The organism is Gammaproteobacteria bacterium, from assembly GCA_024235095.1.
Classification (GTDB): Bacteria; Pseudomonadota; Gammaproteobacteria; order Competibacterales; family Competibacteraceae; genus UBA2383.
In genome coordinates, this window is the sequence record JACKNC010000001.1 from 2,951,566 (window position 1) to 2,973,223 (window position 21,658).

Sequence of the window (21,658 nt, forward strand, 5' to 3'; positions counted from 1 at the left end):
ATTGGCGTCATCCACTCTACACGCGATTGCCGTAAGGCTTTTTTGCGCCGCATCAAGGTCAAACAGGATGAAGCAATCGGTATTTTGACATCCTGGAATCACCGCGATCAAGGAGCCTTGCCCATGAACGCATTGACCTCCCCAGCCCCTCCCTTCTGGCACACGCTCACTCCCGAACAGGTCTTGCAGGAACTGCAAACCACCGCCAATGGCTTGAGCGACGAAGAATCCGCCCGGCGTCTGGCAGCCTGCGGCCCCAACCGGCTACACGCTCCGCAACGGCGCGGACCCGTGATGCGCTTTCTGTTGCAATTTCACAACGTATTGATCTATCTGTTGCTGGTTTCCGCCACGATTACCGCCACCCTGGGGCATGGCGTCGACACTACTGTCATCCTGGGTGTGGTCATCATCAACGCTATGGTTGGCTTCGTGCAGGAAGGCAAGGCGGAATCGGCGATGGCGGCTATCCGTAAGATGTTATCGCCTCGCGCCATGGTGTTGCGCGCGGGCCAGCGCCGGGAAATTCCCGCCGAGGAGTTGGTTCCCGGCGACTGGGTGCTGCTGCAATCCGGCGACAAGGCGCCTGCCGACCTGCGGTTGATCGAAATCTGCAATCTGCGCATTCAGGAAGCGATCTTGACCGGCGAGGCCGAAGCGGTGGGCAAGCAATGCCATCCTGTTCCTGCCGAAGTTGCGATCGGCGATCGCACCAACATGGCCTATTCTGGCACGCTAATCACCTATGGCCAGGGCGCAGGCGTGGTGGTGGCCACCGGTGAAGCGACTGAAATCGGACGGATCAGCGTCCTGTTGGAACAGATCGAGGAAATCGCCACGCCGTTGCTGCGGCAGATCGCCCAATTCGGGCGCTGGTTGAGTCTCGCCATTGTGCTGATTGCAAGTCTCACCTTCGTCGCTGGCGTGTTCTGGCGCGGCCAGTCCATGCAGGAAATGTTCATCGCCGCCGTAGCCCTGGCGGTGGCGGCGATTCCCGAAGGATTACCTGCGATTATGACTATTATCCTGGCCATCGGCGTTCAGCGCATGGCCCAGCGCAACGCGATCATCCGCCGCTTGCCCGCCGTGGAAACCTTGGGTGCAGTCACCGTTATTTGTTCAGACAAGACCGGCACCCTGACCCGCAATGAAATGACCGTGCAGCGCGTAATGACCCCCGATCGCCTGTTCGAGGTCAGCGGCGTGGGTTACGCGCCCACCGGCGGTTTCACCAGCGAAGCGTCCGCAATTAACCCTAAAGAAGCGATTGACTTGCAGCATATCGCCCGCGCGGTTCATCTATGCAACGATGCGGCGTTGTACGAACGCAAGGGCGAATGGCGCATGGAAGGCGATCCCACCGAAGGCGCGTTGCTGACCTTGGCGTTAAAAGCGGGTCTTGATCCCGTCGATGAAAAAGCGCGCTTTCAGCGCCTCGACAGCATTCCTTTTGAATCTGAACATCGCTTCATGGCCACCCTGCATCATGATCATCACGGCGAACATGTCATCTACGTCAAAGGCGCGCCAGAGCGCATCCTGGATATGTGCGCTGACCAACAACATCTTGAGGGTTTGCAGCCGCTGAGTCTTGATGAGTGGTGGGAACGGATTGAAGTCTTGGCGGCAGCAGGGCAACGGGTGCTGGCCGTCGCCGTTCGACCGGTTCCCAAAATCCAGCGGGAATTAACCTTCGCTGATGTCGAAGCGGGCCTGACCCTGCTGGGTTTGATGGGCATCAGCGATCCGCCGCGCGAGGAAGCCATTCAGGCAGTGCGCCGGACCCAGGAGGCTGGCGTCCGAATCAAAATGATCACCGGCGATCACCGTGCGACTGCGCGGGCGGTTGCAACCCAACTCGGCATCGGCAATGGAGAAGACGTTTTAACCGGTCCGGAGTTAGAGGCGCTGGACGATACCGCACTGCGCACGCGGGTGCTGGATACCGACGTGTATGCCCGCGCCAGTCCTGAACATAAATTGCGCTTGGTCGCCGCTCTGCAAGACCGTCATCAAGTCGTCGCAATGACCGGTGACGGGGTCAACGATGCGCCGGCGCTCAAACGCGCCGATGTCGGGATCGCGATGGGCCTGAAAGGCACTGAAGCCGCTAAGGAAGCGGCGGAGATGGTGTTGGCCGATGACAACTTTGCCTCGATCACGCACGCCGTTGAGGAAGGCCGCACGGTCTACGATAATCTGCGCAAAGCATTACTGTTCACCCTGCCGACCAATGGCGCCGAGGCGCTGGTGATCATCGCTGCAATTCTATTTGGATTAGCGCTGCCGATCACGCCCGTGCAGATTCTATGGGTCAACATGGTCACCGCTGTAACGCTCTCACTGGCGCTGGCGTTTGAACCCGCCGAAGCGAATGTGATGAAACGGCGGCCTCGCAATTCCGAAGAGCCGCTGGTCAATGGCTTCATGTTATGGCGAATCGTCTTTGTGTCGGTGTTGGTCGTGATCGCGCCGCTGGCTTTGTTCCTGTGGCGGACTGCGGAGGGCGCATCGCTTGAAGCCGCCCGCACGGTCGCAGTCAACGCCCTGGTGGTCAATGAGGCTTTCTATCTGTTCAACAGCCGTTATCTCTATCATCCGGTCCTGTCGCGAGAAGGTCTGCTAGGCAGTCGCCCGGTGCTGATGACCATCAGCATCCTGTTGGTGATACAACTGGCGTTTACCTATCTACCGCCCCTGCAATATCTATTGGGTACTACGCCGATTAGCGTTGCCGACTGGATGCTTGTAGCGCTAGTGGGATTGGCGTTGTTGTCATTGGTAGAGTTGGAAAAAATGGTCTGGCGTCGGTTTCATCGCGTAAACTGAAGAACGCCATTCAATGATCGACCGCAGGAGATTTTTTCGTGAAGCTCAACAAAGAAATGCTCATCGCCGGCATCGCCCTGATCGTGATTCTCGTCTTCGCCGCGATCTGGTTCATGCCCGCCGGTCTGCGCGAAGCGCCGCCCCTGGTCGGAAAAACGCTGGACGGACGCACCCTGACCTTGGAACAGTTACGCGGCAGGCCCGTGCTGGTGACCTTCTGGGCCACGACCTGCCCGTCCTGCATCGAGGAAATGCCCCATCTGATCGAGTTATACCGGGACTTAAACTCCAAGGGATTGGAAATCATCGGCGTAGCGATGGCTTATGATCCGCCCGCCCAAGTGCGGGCGATGGCCGAGCAGCGCCAGATTCCTTATCCCATCGTGCTGGACAGCGAGGAACGCATTGCCCGCGAGTTCGATAATGTGCAGGTTACGCCAACCACGGTGCTTATTTCGCCCGAAGGGCGGATTGTGCATTATCAGCTCGGGCTGCTGGATATGCCGAAACTGCGGGATGCCATCGAAGCCATGCTGTAGAAGGTAACGAGCGGCAAGTAACGAGAAGCCAATTGCTACTCGCTACTCGCTACTCGCTGCTCGCCTCAATTAAAACAGGCGCTGGCCCGCTCCAGACACTCACAGGCCTGGTCGAGATCAGAGTGACAACGCATCACCCAGGCGTCGCCCCAAAAGAAGTTGCAACTGGTTTCCGCCCGCAGGACCCGCCAGCGCGCTTCCTCCAATAAAGTCAGTAATTCCGGGTTATGCGAACCGATATTCGTGGCGTTGCTCAGTGCGCCGTGTATCGCCTGGCTGACCTCGTCCACCCGGGTCAGCGCATCTTTCTGCGCCTGGGTTCCAGTCCATTGCACAAAATCGTTGCCGTCATGCCAGCCGGTATTCCAGGCGCCCGGCCCGACCGTGACCTCGCCTCGTGCGCCGAACCGGTCCAGATAATCCTTGATAAAGACCGGTTGAATAGCGCTCGCTCCAGTTCGCGTTTTTTCCATGAGCGGCTTGTAGAACGCATCCCAGAAGTTGCTGCCTGGCGTGACGTTGCGGAACCAGCCGCCATTCTGGCCATCGCTACAGGTCGTCACCAAGGGCGGGAAGTTGCAATTCTTAGTGCGTTCCCGGACTTCCTTGTCAAACCACTCAAACTCCATGCCTGACTCCTGGGCATTCGACAGATCGCGATCACGCACAATAACGGTTATTTCCTCGCCGCCGTACTGCGCGATATGTGGCCGATAGCGCACATCTTCCCAACGCATCGGCTCCACCGGTTTGACATGTTCACTGTCCACCAGGACATAGCGATAACCCAGTCGCCGCAACAATGGGATCATCTCCATGCAAAAGCCCATTTCCGGCGGCCAGAATCCCTGGAAGTCGCTGTTATAAAACAGCCGACGGGCAAATCCCCGCCACCGCTCCAATTGCGCCGGCCAGTCGGCTGGCGGAATCAGTGGCATGACCGGGTGATAATAGGCGGTGCCCAGCATGTCGATCGCCGGGCTATTGCACAGGCTCCAAATCAGCGCGCTGCAATCGACGATGCCATAGGCCCGGCTCTGAAAATCCGAATGGGTCAAGGTTTCCAGCAGAGTCGCCGACAGGGCCAGGTGGACCCGGCCTACATCCTGATAGTCGGTCAGCGAGCGGGGAATCCGGTCCGTAGCGAACAGAATTTCCCGCGCTTCCCATTCATTATGCTGTAACAGGTGTTCCAGATTACCGTGCGGTTGATGAAGGTTCAGCACCAACGCATGGTAGAGTGTATCCGCCATGATTCAGCCTCCTCCTGTGAGCGGATTGCGGTGGATACGGCGGATAACCGTATCTCCGCTAATCCAGTATTTTTATCATGATAAATCCAAATCCGGCCCCGATGGAATGATTTGGAGTGGCTAAATGCTCTCAGCAACGGCGCTGGCCCGCCGACAGATTTCGCGACCGTAATCGGTCCACAATCCCTGTCCCCAGTACCGGTAGCAACTGGTCTGCGAGGACATGAGATGGAACAACGCATTGCGATAGCGTGGATCGGTCGTCGGCACTTTCGGTTTCAACACCTTTTCATAAAAGGTCGAACTGGCCTTTTCCATCGGGCCGAGGACATTATCGTAGCCGCGCACCCAGGAAATATCATTGGTCCAACTGCCGCCTTCCATGTGGAAACGACCATCTTCCTTTTTAAGTTCAGCGATAGTTTGTTCCAGTTTCTCCGGACCGTCGCCCGGTTTAAACCGCTCCCAGATGCGCTTCTGGAGCAACGGTTGCAAAGTGGGCAGATCACTTTCCTTAATGCCCATCGCGAACAGATGTTCGAGATATTCGGTGGCGTTCATCATCGGCACATCCGACCCGGACGCTTCGTGCATGACCTGGAAAAACATGCCGGGGAACTCGTTCATCATTACGCCGCCATTTTCGCCATCGGCAATCTGAGTCACCAGCGGCGGCACGGACTTGCCCGCCAGTTCCCAGCGCGATAATCCCTTGGCTTCGTAATAAGGCTGCATTTGCGCCACGAGTTTAGTGTCGCTGCCCTGGGTTTTGATCACAGCGATAATGCTGACCGTTTCGCCCTTGGAATTGGTGCAGACCAATCGGTGCGGCAGATGCTTCTTCTCCGGTCCCCAACCATTCTCCGGTTGTTCCACCGTGTGTTCCTGCACCAGGACCCATTGGAAACCGCAGTCCACCAAAGTCTTGATATAATCGTAAGCCGTATCAGGATGATTGGGCAGCGCCATTTCCGAGGGCGAGAAGCCGCGCACCCGCTCCAGCGCCTCCAGACCAAAGATTGCCGCAAAATGATGCTGCCAGGCTTTGACGTGCAAGCGGAAATCCTGCGCCGGGGTCGAAGGCGCGACTGCATGACCCCAGGGACAGCCCAGCCACTCTACGCCGCGTCGAAAATCCGGGTTACAGGTCGCGTTCTTAAGCGCATCGAAAACATCGTGCAAACCCATGTCGCGCAAACCGTGGAACAGCGTACCGGAGTATTCCAGCATCACGCGCGGCTCCTTGCCTTCGCTGATCAATTGCGGAACGAATTCGCCAATGCGCTTGTAGCACCAGTGGAAAACCGGGGCATTGTAGTTATCGCCAATCCCCTGATTGTCCATCATGTACTTGAGATTGCTGATCATACCCGCCGTCTGCAAATCATGCCCACCCGCAGGAATTAACGGTTGATGCATGTGCAGAGCAATGGCGCAGGTGGCGCGAATGTGACCGAAATCCACCCGACTCTCGGGCAGGAATACCGGCCGGTCAGCGCTAGTACGCAAGGTTTGTTCAATCAAAGGTTCCGAGCCGCAAATATTGGGCAAACCATCGACGTATTCCGGAAGTTGACTCATGCGTAGGATTCTCCTTTGGAGTGGTAGACATTTGGAGTTGTTACTTGCAACGGATCAGATCGTAGATGTTGAGATAATCCTGACCGGGTCGACACCAGGAGTAGTCGCACTGCATGCCGTGGATCATCAATTCCCGGAAATCGTCAGGGTAAGCGAACCACAGGGCAATGGCGCGGTGCATGGCGGATTCGAGACCGGCATGATCCGCGTTATGAAAGACAAAGCCATTACGCGCTTCCCAGGGCCGGCCATCATAATCCTTGTCGAATACCGTATCCTGAAGACCGCCGACCGCCCGCACAATCGGCACGGTGCCGTATTTCAGCGCGATCATCTGTGTGAGACCACAGGGTTCAAACAGGCTGGGCATGACCACCATATCCGCCCCAGCGTAGATTAAATGCGACAGTTCTTCATTGAATCCAAGTTCAAGGTGGCAATCGGGACTGTCGTTGAGATGGCGCTTCAGATTCCAGAAATGGTGGTTAATATTCGGTTCCGGGCTGGAGCCGAGCAGCACAAACTGAGCATTATTACGCAGGGCGTAGAAGATGGCGTGATGGATCAGATCAACGCCTTTCTGGCTGTCGAGCCGGCCCACGTAGGCGATAATCGGCTTGAAATCCTTGCTCAGCCACAGCCGGTCGCGCAGCGCATCCTTGTTTTCGTACTTTTTATCCAGAGTCTCGATATTATAGCGGCTGGCGATATGCGGATCGATTTCGGGATTCCACACCTCATAGTCAATGCCATTCAGCACCCCGCCGAATTTACTCTGATGCACATTCAGAGTATGGCTCAATCCGCTGCCCTGATCAGTAAAGCGCGCCTCGTGGGCATGGGCGGGCGACACGGTCGTCACGAAATTAGAGTAGACAATACCGCCCTTCATCAGATTGACCGCGGTATGGTTGAAGTTGTCGCGCAGCCGGTCGTAGTTGAAATAATGAGCAATGTTGGTCAGACCGGTAGCCCATAGCGCATACTCGCCGGTCAGTCCCTGATGCTTGAAGTTATGGATGGTATAGCAAACGCGCTGCCAGTGCATGCCGCCATGCGCGTATTGTTCGAACAACAACACAGGTACTAAACCCGTCTGCCAGTCGTGACAGTGGATGATATCCGGCCGACGGTTGTCCTTGTGCAGGAATTCCAGCGCCGCTTTGCTGAAAAACGCGAAGTGGCTAACATCATCCGAGAAACCGTAGAAATGGCCGCGATTGAAAAAATTGTCCTGCGAATGCGGCTCGATGAAAAAGCACTTGCGGCCGTGGACGAAGCCGAACCACACTGAACAATGAACCGCCCCGTTATACCAGGGTACCCACAGATCCTTCATGCTGACTTGCAGACCCCAGATGTGGTCATAACGCATGCAGTCATATTTCGGTAAAATGATGTGGACTTCATTGCCGCGAATTTCCAGTTCCCGGGACAGGCCGAAAACGACATCCGCCAAGCCGCCGACTTTGGCCACCGGGGCGCATTCGGGAGCAATTTGTACAATATACATAAACTTCCATCCTTATTGTCGTATGCCAGCGCGGGCTGCGGGTCCAAAGCGCCTTTATCCTGAAAGCGTTGAAGCGCGCCCGCGCCTCGTCGTCTATTGCTGCGGTAAATGATCGCGGCTGGCGACCATGACAAATGCCTGCCCAGGCCGCAGATCGTAGGAAAACGGTCGTGGAATGTATTCCAGGGTGTACTCAGGAGATACATCTTGCAGCGGAGCACCCGCCTGGATGTAGGTGCCGATATTTTCAGCATAGAAATACTGATGATTCCACGGATCCTTGTTTAGGACGATCAGCGCCTCTTCCTGGCTGCGGGCCGAAGCCTTCCACATCAACAAGATGTTGGGGTTCTGGTAGGGCAAAATGCTGGTCGGGCACTCTTCCTGGAAAATGGAATATTGCCGCTTGATCGCATTCACTTTTGTGATGAACTCGCAGAGGTCCGTATTCGGTTGCTCCCAGTCGCTGGGCCGGGTTTCGACCACATGCAAGCGGCGGCGGAAGCCATATTCAAAACCAATGGGAATCATCACGCCCGCGGAAAACAGGGCGGAAAACAGATAGCGCTGCTTCATGGCGGCTACATTGCCATTGACTTCCTGAAACAACCGGTCGGTGTCATGGCTTTCCGGGAAACTGATGGACGGAGCAATTTCGCGCACCAGTTGATACTGCTCTAACAGCCAGGTGCCGTGGAAATCCCACCATTTAGAGCTGTTAAACACAAAATCGAAACCAGCTTGCGCCGTTTGCTTGGTCTGATCAGCAGTGCAGCCCAGGGTTTCCGCGGCGAACATGGTGTCGGGATACTTCTGCCGAATTTCGCGAATCAGCCGGTTCCAGGTATTGCGGGGAATCTGGTAAGCGGCGTCGCAACGGAAGCCCTTGAAACCCAGCTGCATCAGATATTCGACAATTTTGAAGAAGTAGCGATAGAGACCCTCCGGGTCAGAGGTGTGCTGGTGATTGAACAACGCCAGATCGCCCCACACCACCTTGCGCCCGTCCTCCATGCAGAACGGATGGGCAACGCTACCGTCCCCTTCACGGACGAACCATTCCGGATGCTGACGAGTCAGTTCCGAATCAAAGGCGCAGTGGTTGATCACCAGATCCACCATCACTTTAAGCCCCAGCTTGTCAGCCGCAGCGAGCGCTGTCTTGAGTTGCTGTTCAAGGGGAAGTTTGGATTCCGGGTCAGCCAGCAGAGGGTGAAGATCGAAATAATCGACAATGGAATACAAGCTGCCCGAGTAGCCCGGCTTTTGCACCGGGTTGATAAAAATCCAGTCAAACCCCATATCGGCGGCGCGTTGGAAATGAGACGTCCACTGGCTGCAAGGACCCGCCAGCAAGGGAAAGAGGTTGTAAACGATCATAGGATTCCCCTGAGTTCTTGGTTTTGATTCAGATGTGGTGGGATATCCAGACAGGTCACACGGCCAGCCTGAGTTATCGAAAATTTAGGAAATCGTACCATGAAACCGTTGATGACAGCAGCGCAAACTACGCCTACATTGTTTCAGGCAAAGCGATACCATTAGCTATTCATTCTAGCTCAACCGGCCTGGAGACCTCACATGCTGGAAAAACTGGCTCTGACCTCAACCCCGATCGCCGATTTGATTGCACGTCGCTGGAGTCCGCGCGCCATCGATCCGAATCAGCCCGTCAGCCGCGAACAGGTGCTGGCGTTGCTGGAAGCAGCGCGCTGGGCGCCGTCCTGCTTTGGCGATCAACCCTGGCGCTATCTGGTCTGGGACCGATTCCGTGACGCCGCCGCCTGGCAACAGGCTTTTGAATGCCTAGCGGAAGGTAATCAAATCTGGGTCAGAAACGCGCCGGTGCTGTTGTTGTCGGTGGCCGCGCCCCATTTTGGGCACAACAATAAACCCAACCGCTGGGCACAGTACGATACCGGCGCCGCTAGTGAGAATCTCTGTTTGCAAGCCACTGCCCTGGGTTTGGCGGCGCATCAGATGGGTGGGTTCGATCCGGATAAGGTCAAGGTGACATTTAATATCCCGGCGGATCATATCTGTATGGCGATGATCGCCGTGGGTCACCCAGGGCCGGTCGAGGTGTTAACCGATGCGCTACGCGAAAAAGAGCAAGCGCCTCGGGAGCGCAAACCGTTGGCGCAAATTGCGTTCGACGGTCGCTGGGAACAGAGTTTCCCGCAGGAGTGAATCATCTTTCATTCGTTGCCAGAAAAATAGACTTTTATGATACCCTGCAAAACAGGTTCCGGTTAGGTTCTAACTTTCTGGCGCTTATAATATTTTATACTTATGTTGGATTATTTTGCACTTATCGCATAATTATTGTTTAATTACATAGTAAGCTATATATTTGAGAATTGTTCAATATGTTAAGCCGTTTATTCATACTTGCGCTGATCGGGTTCGCTGCATGTGCAACACCCTTCATGAGTTTTGCGCAATCAGTTGACATGAACCGGGATAAGATCGCCCTGGTCATGAAAGCCCTGTCTAACCCATTCTTTTCCAGAATGGAAGCTGGGGCTAAAGAGTATGCCGATGAAAACGGCATTGTTCTGGAGGTGTTTGGCACTGAATTGGAAACCGACGTCGAATATCAAATCAGTATTATTGACAATCTCATCACCCGCAATTACGGCGCCATCGTAATTGCCCCTGTGGACTCGCACAAGCTGATACCGTCGGTTAAAAAAGCAATTGATCGAGGCATTACGGTTATTAATATCGATAACCCCCTGGATCAGAAGACTCTGGCGCAGCAGGGCCTGAACATCCCCTTCGTGGGTTCCGACAATGCCAAAGGCGCTGCACTGGTAGGCCACTACCTGCGCCGCCAAATGCAGGGGAAAGGCCGCGTCATCATTATCGAAGGCATCCGGGGCGTAGAAAATGCGGATCGGCGCAAAGCCGGTTTTACGAAAGCTATTACCACGGGCGGCGGAATTGAAATTGTGGACTCCGTCAGCGCCAACTGGCATACCGAAGACGCTTTTACGCAGATGACCGAGCTATTGGAGAAGCACGGCGCAGTAGATGCTGTCTTCTGCGCCAACGACCAAATGGCGCTTGGGGTATTGCAAGCACTGGATTCGCATGCTCAAACAGCACCCATTCTCATCGCTGGCTATGACAACATCGAAGCAGCGCGCAACGAACTGCGCAATGGCCGGATGCATGCTACGGTTGAGCAACATCCCGAGCTGATGGGTCGTTACGGAATAGCTCTAGCGCACGAAGCGATGCAGGGCCGCCCGATCCCAGCCTATCAGGAAACCCCACTGGACCTGATCACTCACGACAGTTTCGGCAAGCGGATCGCTCTGGCGGTGTCGGAAATGGCCAATCCATTTTTCACGGCCTTGTTCAAAGGCGCTCAGACGCATGCTGGACTGCATGGAGTGGAGCTGCTGCACTCGGACGCCAAGAACGATGATGCCCAACAACTGGTGGCTATTCAGAATTTCATCGGCCAAAAAGTCGATTTCCTGATCGTCAATCCCACCAACTCGCAAGCGGTGCAACCCGGGATTGAAATGGCGCACAGCGCCCAAATTCCGGTCATTACGGTAGATCGTAAGGAGGACAGCGGCCAAGTCCTTTCACATATTGCCTCCGATAACATCGCCGGCGGACAACTTGCGGCGGAATATCTGATCCGCCAACTGCCCAAGGGCGGCGCTATTGTGGAATTCGAGGGTATCCCCGGAACTTCAGCCAGTTATGAGCGTGGAAAAGGCTTTAACGATCGGATCGCGCAGCACGACAATCTAAAAATTGTCAAGCGTGAAGTTGCCTATTTCAGCCGCGATGAAGCTCGCATCATCATGCAACGCTTGCTGGCCGCAAATCAAACAACGTTCGACGCAATTTTCGCTCACAACGACAATATGATTTTAGGTGTGCTGGACGCCTTGCAAGCAGCTCATGTTGTGCAACGCCCATTGCTAATCGGATTTGATGCAATCCCCGAAGCTCGACAGGCTATCACAGAAAACAAACTGTCCGCGACGATCGCGCAAAACCCACGGCTAATGGGCGTTTTAGCGGTTGATACCGCAGTCAAGGCATTACGCGGAGAAAAAGTCGCAACTTTTATCCCGGTCGAACTCGAATTGATAAAAAGCTCTCAATAGATCAACCTGTTGTACTGCTAGAAAAAATTAAAAAACTCACCCACCGTCGTAAGCATAGTCCTCTCTACCCCTGTCAAGGGAAAGTGGGTTATAGAGATGTAAGTCGTTGAATATACAGTCCTCTTCCCTAACCTCTCTTCCGCAAGTGGGTAAAGGGAGCGAATGGTTACGGAGTGTTTGCTTGTTTCTTATCCCCATTAAAACAATGTCATGTTAGGTACAGTTAAACAGCGCTTTTACCTGGTGGCCGGCTTGTTATTGTTGTTGCTAGGCATTGGCTACATGGGTGTAGTTCTATTTTTAGAGCAATTATCCACCAGCGCCAATCGGGGTGAGTTGGCTATGTTAACTGATCGAGCAACTCACAGTCTGGAGCAGCAGTTCTGGGAAATCCGCTTTTGGGAACAGGCCGCCCTTGTGCAAAACCGCCCCGATGCTGCACAACGCTTTGCGACATTGCTGAACAAGGTGAAAACCGATCTGCGTCAGGAAAACCCGGACATCGCTGGCATGTTGCCCAAACCTAAAGTTAAAGAAATCATCGAGCTATTCTCGAAATATGAAATTTTATTCAACCAATTGATCCAATTGAAGACTCAGCAAAGACTCAATAAAACGAATTTTGATTCCAACTATCAGGTATTGGCTTCAAGCATTTTCTTCACTCAAGATAGCAACGCACTTTACAAGCCCTTGTTTAATGTGAATCGTTTCCAGGAAAGTTATTTTATTGCCCGTTCAGAAGCCAAATTCACGAGTTTGAATATTGCATTCGATTCCCTTTTGCACAACATTGAATCATCCTCGCTGGATAACGATAGCCGTCTTAAGGCCTATTGCCTTCGCTATCGGGATTTATTAGTTCATGATTATACATTTGAAAATCAATTAAATGATTTGAACCATCAATTCGATGAATTGACTTTGGCCTTGACCGTCCTGCTTACTGACATCTCCGCCCAGTCCATCGACATCTATTTGCACGAATTGCAATCGGGTCAACAAATTCGTACCCAAATCAAGAGTTCTCTGCTGTTATCCGCCTTGATCATGACCTTGTTGTTTGGCTTTTTGCTACAGGTCATAGAGCGTACGATCATCCAGCCAATCCGCGAGATCGCTAAAGTCGCCAAGCAGGTCCAATCAGGCCGACTCAATGCGCGATTCTCCTCCAAAAATAGTGACGAGATCGCTCAACTGGGCCTAACTCTCAATCAAATGCTGGATACCATCGAGCAAAACAACGCGCGCCTGACCGCCTACGGCGGATCCCTGGAAAAGCTGGTTGAAGCGCGCACCGAAGAATTACGGAACGCAAAGGACGTTGCTGACGCCGCCAATCGCGCCAAAAGCCAATTCCTGGCCAACATGAGCCACGAAATCCGCACGCCGATGAACGCCATCATTGGCGCCGTGGATTTGCTGGCCGAAACCAACCTGAATTCCGAACAGCGCAACTACATCAAGATCTTCAAAAATGCTGGAGATAATCTGTTGATGCTGATCGAGGATATTCTCGATCTATCCAAAATTGAGGCCGACAAACTGACGTTGAATCCTCAACCTTTCAATCTGGAAGCATTACTGGAGAAGCAAATCGATTTGATGGCGGTGCGTGCCATGCAAAAGGGACTCGAATTGATTCTTTACATCAACCTGGAAGTTCCTACGCAACTCGAGGGCGATGCGCATCGCCTGCAGCAAGTCCTAACCAACCTGATCGGCAATGCCATTAAATTCACTCCAAGCGGTCATATTTTGGTTCGCGTCGAAAATGACCCCGATTTACCGACGCCTGGATGCCTGCGCATGACCGTTGCCGATACCGGCATTGGCATTTCACCCGATCAGCAAGAGCAGATTTTTACTGCATTCGCTCAGGCCGATGGCACCATTACCCGCAATTATGGCGGCACGGGACTGGGACTCGCGATCAGCCGGCGCCTGGTTGAGCTGATGGGCGGCAGGCTTTGGGTAGAGAGTCAATTGGGCCGGGGCAGCACTTTTTATTTCACCCTTCGCCTGCGGGCAGCGCCTTCACCATCCCCGGTTGCGCCGAGCCGGGTAAACCCGGTTTCCCTGGCCGGTTGGCGTGTGCTGATTGCCGATGATGTCGCTATGAACCGCCAAATCATCGCTGAATCCTTGACCGCGGCCCAGGCGCACACCGACCAGGTAGCGACTCTGGAAGCCACTCTGACCCACTTACGAGATCAGCGCGACCGTGGCGAACCCTACCAGTTGTTGGCGCTGGATTCCGGGCTGCTGTCTGAAGCCGGCACCGAATGGACAGATTGCCTGCTCAGGGAACAGAGTTATGCAAAGTTTTGTGTGCTACTGCTCGGCCTAAACCTTCAGGACCGCCCTGACAAAATGGCTCAAGCGTTTTCGGACAAGCCCACCCTAATGCTGACGAAACCGCTGAAGCGCTCTGCATTGCAGAAGGCGATCAAGCAACTGTCCGAGCAGGTCGATGATGATTCTAGCGCAGAGGCGCGCCAAACCCGTTTTAGCGAAACGGCTCATGACAGCGTCGGGCAAAAGTGTTTGTCAATTTTGGTCGCCGATGACGCTCGGGACAACATTCTGTTGATTCAGGCTTATTTGAAAAAAACGCCACACCATCTTACGGTCGCCGAGAACGGCGCCATTGCGGTTGAGCAATTCAAACAGCAACGTTACGACATCGTGTTCATGGATGTGCAGATGCCGGTTATGGATGGTTATACCGCAACCCGCCTGATTCGCGAGTGGGAGCGCAAACAAAATGATCAAGCCCCTGTTCCCATTATCGCGCTCACCGCCAACGCCTTGAAAGAGGACAAACAACGCAGCCTGGAAGCTGGGTGCACCGGTCACTTGACGAAACCTATTCGCAAGAGCACATTTCTGGTAGCGTTGGAGCAGTATGATAATCCGGCCTTGTCCTTCGAATCGATCATTCCTGGATAATGAGGCGGTGCAAAGCGCCACAGGGTGATTCGAAGCGGTTAGGTGCTCTTGCGATAAGGCTTGGACAGGGCGACCTGTTCTTCCTTGAAGTCAATGAATCGCAGCGCAATCTGGCGAAACTCCTCCTGAATCTCCAAAAAGGCGTCGACCATATCCGGGTCGAAATGCGCGCCTTTGCCCTGAAGAATGAATTCCACCGCCTGCTGATGAGAAAAGGGCGATTTGTAAGCCCGTTTGCTGATGAGCGCATCGTACACATCCGCCAGCGCCATTACGCGCCCCACGGGTGGAATTTCATCGCCTTTAAGGCCCTGGGGATAACCTGAGCCATCCCACTTTTCCTGGTGTGTCAAAGCAATATCCATAGCGATACGCAAAAAGGAATAATCGCCCAGTTTATCCGCTGCGACTTTGAGCGAGTTATAGCCATAAGTAGTATGTTTCTTCATTTCTTCGAACTCTTCGCTCGTCAGCTTGCCGGGCTTGAGCAGGATATGGTCAGGCACTCCGACCTTGCCGATGTCGTGCAGCGGCGCTGACAGGTAAAGCGATTCGATGATCTCCGGAGTGAACACGTCCTTGAACCTGGGATGATTTTGCAGGTGCGTGGCTAACGCCCGAACATAGTTTTTGGTGCGTTGGATATGACCGCCGGTTTCCGGATCGCGATGTTCCGCCAAGGAAGCCATGCATTCAATCGTCACTTCCTGGGTCAACGCTAGTTCCTGGGTGCGCTCTCTGACTCTAATCTCCAGAATTTCTTTTTGTCGGGCCAGCGCCTGCTGCGCTTTTTGCAGGGAAAGGTGGGTTTTGACTCGAGCTTTCACCTCGAGCACTTCAAAAGGCTTGGTAATGTAATCAATGGCCCCTAACTCAAAGCCCAGGGTTTTGTTTCCAATCTCATTCATGGCGGTGATAAAAATGATCGGGATATGACGAAAGTCAGGGTTAGCCTTGAGCTGGCGACAGACTTCGTAACCATCCATACCGGGCATCATGATATCGAGCAGGATCAGGTCTGGTGGAGAATCCTGCACGGAATCCAACGCAGCGGGTCCGTCCATGGCCACCGAAATATCTTCGGTGATGTCAGCCAGCGCCTCCACCAAAATATCAAGATTGGTTTCAGTATCGTCAACAATGAGAAGAGTGCATTCGGATAGGTCGTGCATGGCTCACTCTAACGATGAACCCAGCTCTCCAGGCGAGGAGAGATTTCGCTGCAAGGATTCGAGCACGGTCAAGGATTCGGAAAACCGGTATTTGCGCGCCAGAGTAGACAACTGTTTGACTTCTGCTTGAAGATGCGTTGGCCACGAAAGCGATTCAATACCCCGGAGCGCCTCGACGCAATATTTAGGTTTACGGGTTCTCAGATGCGGAGCCAGCTTATCCAGAGCAGCGCGCAATGCGTCCGGCGCAGCCAGCGCCTCTGGCGATCTGGCAGCGGTGCGGGATGAGTGGCCTGATTGTGGTTTTCGATCAGGCAAGCTTTGCAAGTGATGGGTTAGCTGAGTCAGTGACTGCTCGAAATTTGCCAAGACCTCCTCGATCTGCCGTGGTTGATCCTCAGCAAGAACCTGTTCCATCCTACGGGCCGCCGCTTCCAATTCGCTGGCCCCCAGATTGCTCGCAGCCCCTTTGATGTTATGCGCAAGCCGCCTGGCCCGATCCAGATCGTCTTCAGTCACCGCCATGCGAATGACCGTCGCGATCCCTGATTGCGTTTCCACAAACCGGTCCAGCAACCGCTGATATAGGCTGTGATCTTCCCCAATTCGCAGTAATCCCAGACGAGTATCTATACCCGGTATCTCCGGCCATTGATCATCGGCATCCGCTCTTGTTTGCTCATTATTAGTCTGGGACACCGTTTTAGGGGTTCCTGAGCGCCCTGGATACCATCGCTCCAGAACTTGTGAAAGCATCTTCCGGTCGATAGGCTTGCCGATGTGGTCGTTCATCCCGGCTTTCAGGCAGCGTTCCTGTTCTTCGTGCTCAGTATGCGCGGTCATGGCGATAATCGGCATTTGGGGATCGGCAACATGGGCCTGACCGGAACGAATCCGCGAGGCCGCTTCCAATCCATTCATGACCGGCATTTCAATATCCATCAGCACTAGATCGTAAGGGCGCGTTTTCAGCGCTGCGAGGGCCTCCTGGCCATTGGCCGCTACATCCGCGCGATGGCCGAGTTTTTCCAGGAGCTTTAATACAATTATCTGATTGATTTCGTTGTCTTCAACGACCAGGATGCGCAAGGGCAAACAGCGCGCTTCGCGAAGTGAATGACGAGTCACCAATGGAGCTGGAATTTGACGACTCACGTAGGCTTGATCAACCACTGTGGTTAGGCAATCATAGAGTTGATCTGGTCGCGTCGGCTTAGTCAGATAGGCGGCAAAACCGATATTCGCAAGTTTTTTAGCGTCGCCGCGCTGGCCCATCGACGTCAACATGATCAGAATCGTGTTGCACAGATCAGGATCGGCTTTAACCACCGCCCCCAGGGTCATCCCATCCATGTCCGGTATCTGCATGTCCGTGATCAACAGATGGAAGGAATCATGCGCTGCATGCGCTTCGCGCAACAGAGTGAGCGCCTCTTGGGCGCTACCGGTTTCCTCGTAGCGGAGGCGCCAGCGCGCGAGTTGCTCGGTCACAATGAGTCGATTACTCAGTTTATCATCGACGACTAATACCCGAAGGCCATGCAGATCGGCGTCCGGCGTTTCTTCACCGCCTGTCTGGTGAAGCGGCTTGTCGAAGATCGCGGTAAACCAGAAGCACGAGCCTTGTCCTTCGACGCTGGTCACATGGATCTCTCCGCGCATTTTTTCAACCAGACGTTTGGCGAGCGCCAATCCCAGACCGATGCCGCCAAACCGGCGGGTCGTTGATGCGTCCAGCGGTTGAAAGGAGTTAAACAGCAATTTGATCTTGTCCGGTGGAATGCCAATGCCGGTATCATGCACCTCAAACCGCATTGTGATCTGCTGGTCGGTTTCGGATGCCAGGCTGACGGTGATGGCGACTTCGCCCTGAGCAGTAAACTTGATTGCGTTACTGCCCAGAATCATCAAAATCTGGCGCAATCGCCCCGGATCGCCCCGCAGAACAAAAGCCGGGACATTACAAGCAGTCCGGCAGGTAAATTTGAGATCTTTCTCGTGCGCCTGCGACGTCAGCACCGCGACGATATCCTCCAGCGTGACCCGCAAATTGAAATTCAGCGCCTCTAATTCCAGTTGATCTGTCTCAATTCTCGAGAAGTCCAGGATGTTATTGAGCAGGCCCAACAGGATTTCACCATTGGCATGGGCAACTTCAGTGTAGTGACGTTGCGTTGCGGGTAACTCGGAATCCAGCAACAGGCCGATCATGCCAATAACCCCGTTCAAAGGGGTGCGAACTTCATGACTGATGTTGGCGAGAAACTGGCTCTTCGCCCGGCTGGCTGCCTGGGCTTCTTCAGTGCGCTGCTGCAGCTGCTCTTGCATGTGCTTGCGGTCGGTAATATCTTCCTTGATCGCCAAATAGTGAATAATCTGCCCATGGTCATTGCAAATCGGCGAAATGAATGCGCTTTCCCAGTAGATTTCCCCATTTTTCCGTCGATTGCATAGTTCACCGTGCCATTCATGGCCCGATGAAATGGTTTCCCACAATTCCTTATAAAGTTCATCAGGTTGGGAGCCAGACTTGAGCACCCGAGGATTCTGTCCCAAAGCTTCGGCCTGGGTATAACCGCTCACTTTTTCAAATTTGCGGTTGACGTATTCGATATTGCCGACCGGATCAGTAATGGCGATCGATACTGGACTTTGCTCGACCGCCTGCGAGAGCGTCAAAATGCGCTGTTCCGCCTGCTTGCGATCCGTGATGTCGTACAATGTACCAATGATTTTGAAAGATTTTCCAATACCATTGGTCTCAATGGCGGCTGAAACTGCACAGGTAGTCAATGAGCCGTCGCGGTTTTTATAACAAGCCTCCCAGTCGTGAATGTTGCCGTGTTCCTTGAGAGTTCGCCACATGGACGCGCTGATTTCCTCAGGATTGTGCAGAAACTCCATAAAATTTCTACCCAGCAAATCTTCCCTTTTATATTGCCCTTTACTCAACTCTTGAATCCGTCGACCGATTTCCACAATGACGCCGTCACAAGTGACTTCGAAATAAACATCCTGCATATTTTCATAGATATTGCGATATTTCTCCTGGCTCTCTTGCAAAGCTGCCGTCTGTTTCTGAACCAGGCGTTCAAGCATGACCTGTTGTTGATAGGGTTGACGGATCACCAACAATAGCGCCGTAAAAAACAGCAATCCGACCAAACCGGTAAATCCTACCGTCCCGGTGTATTGCCACTCATAGACAAGGGTTAAACCAATTCCCAATGTGGCAATCCACACCAAAATCATGCATTTTCGAGAACTCGAATGCATCACGGGTTTCCAAATCATTGGTATAGCTTTAGGAAGTCGGATCAGGAAGGACAGGGTGTTTAATGCGCCTGCGCCCGCAGCATGATCATGGTTTGCTCGGCAACGGCTTGGGTTTCTTCCAGCATTTCGGCAACATCGTTCAATGTGTTCAGGCGGCCCGCTTGCTCCAGTTGTTGCACCCATTCCGTCAAACGCATCGCTCCCAGGTTGCCGCAACTGGTTTTAAGCTTGTGAGCAACACGATAAATGTCGTCGGCGGCTTTCTCTTGAACCGCACAGCGTAGATATTCAAGTTGCACCGGCAGATCGTCCAGAAAACGGTTAACCAGATCAGCAAAGCCGTCTTCCATAATATCCTGCAACTCGGCAAGAGTTTCATCATCGATGAGTGGAAGCTGCATCAAATTATCATTCGTAATCATAATTATACTCATAAAGCAAGCGGTTATAGCAGTATGTTAGTATTATAATTTAATATTCAACGCTTGGAACCCAGCCAAAGGATAAGGCATAAAAGCAAATGTGGTAAACTTTGTAAATTCGTGTTCCCCCACCCGCGAGAGTAATCCCCATGGACTTCAAGACGACCGACTTATGCGATGATTTTTCCGACCACTTGCAAGTTGCCGAGCCTGTTTTCGGCGATTACGGTGGTGAAATCATGTTTTCCGGCCCTATCGTAACTCTGAAAGTGTTTGAGGATAATTCCCTGGTTCGTTCCGCCCTTGAAGAACCCGGCGAAGGTCGAGTGCTGGTCGTGGACGGCGGAGGTTCAATGCGCTGCGCGCTGTTGGGCGATCAACTAGCCGAACTGGCGGAGGAGAATGATTGGGCTGGCGTCGTCATCAATGGTTGCATTCGCGATTCCGCCGCTATCTCCGAGATTCCCATTGGCGTCAAGGCGCTGGGCGTCCACCCGCTCAAGAGCGTCAAACGGGGCGTCGGCGAACGCGATATCCCTGTCCGCTTCGCCGGTGTGACCTTCCTGCCGAATCATTATGTTTATGCTGATGAAGATGGCCTGCTGGTTTCGGAAAAACCGCTGATCTGAACTGCCCCCTGTAGCAGGCTTGTCCAAGGCGTTGTTCTGCTCAATGCAACGTCCAGGAGCCAGCATCGTGGGGGTTCCGTCTGCTTGATCAGCCAAATTTCAAAGCGGGATCGATAACATGAATTCGAACCTTTGCTACGTTACCTTGGGCCAGGTCCGTCATGCTGATGCCTTCACTACTGGTAAAAAAGCTGCGTTGCAGGCGCGAAACGCATTGTCCGGCCAACTTCCCGGCTGGGCGCTGGCCTTCGGTGGCGGCCGGCATGACGCCACGGCGTTGCTGCAGGGTTTCCGTTCTATTCTTGGCGATATTCCGATCATCGGTGGTGCTGGCGCTGGCTTGATCACCGCCGAAGCCGCCACGCTCACCGGTTATGAATGTGGCTTGTTGCTGTTTCCCACTTCGCTCAGCCCGGTAGCCATCGCGCTCGTAGACAACCTGCAACAGGATGAAAAAGCGGCTGGACAACAGTTGGGCGAAGCCCTGCGGGAAAATATTTTTCCGAATGCAACCGTGTTGTTATTCTACGACTCGATACAGAGCAGTCCGCCGCCCGTGTTGCATGTAGGCAGCCGACTGGTCGATGGCGTTTATGAGGGACTCGGCGAATACCGTCCGACGCTGGTTGGCGCAGGCACACTGGCGGATATAAATATGATGGACAGCTATATTTTCGATGGTCGGGCATCCCGAAAACATGCTGCGGTGGCTGTGGTGCTGCCGTCAACGCTGACTAGCCACAGTACGATTATGCATGGCTGTTATCCGGCCAGTGATTTTTTGGAAATTACCCGCATCGACGGCGCACGGGTGCTGGAACTGAATGGTCGTCCCGCTTTAACTGTCGCTGCGGAGCGCCTGGATATTCCGCACGAGCAACTGGCTATGCTTCATCCCCCTCATTTTTCATTGACACTGGGTGAAAAACACGGCAATCCCTTCACGCCTTTTGATGAAAGTCAATATGTCAATCGATTGGTGATTGCCGCCGACTTATCTGATAACGCACTGGTTTTATTTGAGGATGATTTCCAGGCCGGCTCGCGGGTCCAGTTGATGGTTATCGATCCGCAACGGATGATCCAATCTGCCCATCAGCAAACCCGAACGCTGTTAAACACGTTAGTCAATCAGCCATTGTTTGGTCTGTATATCGATTGCGCGGGTCGCTCAATGGCCTTCAGTGGTCTGGAGGAAGATGAAACCGCGCCCGTCCGGGAACAGGTGGGCGCCCGTTGTCCGCTGCTCGGTTTCTACTCCGGCGTAGAAATTGCGCCACTGCTCGGTCGATCCCGGCCACTGGACTGGACCGGTGTATTAACGGTGTTTACTGCCACTATCCCCTGAATGTTTCG

14 protein-coding genes are annotated in these 21,658 nt (G+C 53.6%); 7 read left to right on the plus strand and 7 right to left on the minus strand.

Annotation, left to right across the window (positions count from 1 at the left end; translation table 11 throughout):
• Positions 1-123: 123 nt before the first annotated feature.
• Positions 124-2,829, plus strand: a complete 2,706-nt coding sequence (locus H6973_13095; GenBank protein ID MCP5126525.1) for a cation-transporting P-type ATPase — start codon at positions 124-126, stop codon at positions 2,827-2,829.
• A gap of 38 nt (positions 2,830-2,867) precedes the next feature.
• Positions 2,868-3,368, plus strand: coding sequence for a TlpA family protein disulfide reductase (locus H6973_13100; protein MCP5126526.1), 501 nt, complete (start codon positions 2,868-2,870; stop codon positions 3,366-3,368).
• 65 nt (positions 3,369-3,433) lie between these two features.
• Here the strand turns inward: H6973_13100 and H6973_13105 are convergent, their stop codons facing one another.
• The 4 genes from H6973_13105 to H6973_13120 form a co-directional block, all read right to left on the minus strand.
• On the minus strand, positions 3,434-4,621 hold the full coding sequence (locus H6973_13105) for a glycoside hydrolase family 57 (protein MCP5126527.1): 1,188 nt from the start codon (positions 4,619-4,621) through the stop codon (positions 3,434-3,436).
• Between the two features lie 120 nt (positions 4,622-4,741).
• On the minus strand, positions 4,742-6,202 hold the full coding sequence (locus tag H6973_13110; GenBank protein MCP5126528.1) for a glycosyl hydrolase family 57: 1,461 nt from the start codon (positions 6,200-6,202) through the stop codon (positions 4,742-4,744).
• A gap of 40 nt (positions 6,203-6,242) precedes the next feature.
• Positions 6,243-7,715 (minus strand): glycogen synthase GlgA, encoded by a 1,473-nt coding sequence (gene glgA, locus H6973_13115; GenBank protein MCP5126529.1) that lies wholly within the window; start codon positions 7,713-7,715, stop codon positions 6,243-6,245.
• Positions 7,716-7,808: 93 nt separating this feature from the next.
• Positions 7,809-9,095, minus strand: coding sequence for an alpha-amylase (locus tag H6973_13120; protein ID MCP5126530.1), 1,287 nt, complete (start codon positions 9,093-9,095; stop codon positions 7,809-7,811).
• A gap of 201 nt (positions 9,096-9,296) precedes the next feature.
• On the opposite strand from H6973_13120, the gene H6973_13125 reads away from it, so the two are divergent.
• The 3 genes from H6973_13125 (at position 9,297) to H6973_13135 (ending at position 14,803) form a co-directional block, all read left to right on the plus strand.
• On the plus strand, positions 9,297-9,905 hold the full coding sequence (locus H6973_13125) for a nitroreductase family protein (GenBank protein ID MCP5126531.1): 609 nt from the start codon (positions 9,297-9,299) through the stop codon (positions 9,903-9,905).
• Between the two features lie 179 nt (positions 9,906-10,084).
• Positions 10,085-11,851: a substrate-binding domain-containing protein gene (locus H6973_13130; protein ID MCP5126532.1), complete on the plus strand. Its 1,767-nt coding sequence runs from the start codon at positions 10,085-10,087 to the stop codon at positions 11,849-11,851.
• A gap of 210 nt (positions 11,852-12,061) precedes the next feature.
• On the plus strand, positions 12,062-14,803 hold the full coding sequence (locus H6973_13135) for a response regulator (protein MCP5126533.1): 2,742 nt from the start codon (positions 12,062-12,064) through the stop codon (positions 14,801-14,803).
• Positions 14,804-14,841: 38 nt separating this feature from the next.
• Here the strand turns inward: H6973_13135 and H6973_13140 are convergent, their stop codons facing one another.
• The 3 genes from H6973_13140 to H6973_13150 all read right to left on the minus strand — a co-directional run bounded on the left by H6973_13140 (position 14,842) and on the right by H6973_13150 (position 19,673).
• Positions 14,842-15,975, minus strand: coding sequence for a two-component system response regulator (locus H6973_13140; protein ID MCP5126534.1), 1,134 nt, complete (start codon positions 15,973-15,975; stop codon positions 14,842-14,844).
• A 3-nt stretch (positions 15,976-15,978) separates the two neighbouring features.
• Positions 15,979-19,227 carry a response regulator gene (locus H6973_13145; protein MCP5126535.1) on the minus strand — a complete coding sequence of 1,083 codons (3,249 nt, stop codon included), beginning with the start codon at positions 19,225-19,227 and terminating at the stop codon, positions 15,979-15,981.
• A gap of 83 nt (positions 19,228-19,310) precedes the next feature.
• On the minus strand, positions 19,311-19,673 hold the full coding sequence (locus tag H6973_13150) for an Hpt domain-containing protein (protein ID MCP5126536.1): 363 nt from the start codon (positions 19,671-19,673) through the stop codon (positions 19,311-19,313).
• Between the two features lie 149 nt (positions 19,674-19,822).
• Between H6973_13150 and rraA the strand changes: the two genes are divergently transcribed.
• Both rraA and H6973_13160 read left to right on the plus strand, forming a co-directional pair.
• On the plus strand, positions 19,823-20,302 hold the full coding sequence (rraA, locus tag H6973_13155; protein MCP5126537.1) for a ribonuclease E activity regulator RraA: 480 nt from the start codon (positions 19,823-19,825) through the stop codon (positions 20,300-20,302).
• A 118-nt stretch (positions 20,303-20,420) separates the two neighbouring features.
• A complete protein-coding gene (locus tag H6973_13160; GenBank protein ID MCP5126538.1) occupies positions 20,421-21,650 on the plus strand; it encodes an FIST C-terminal domain-containing protein in 1,230 nt (409 codons plus the stop codon).
• The last annotated feature ends 8 nt before the right edge of the window (positions 21,651-21,658 follow it).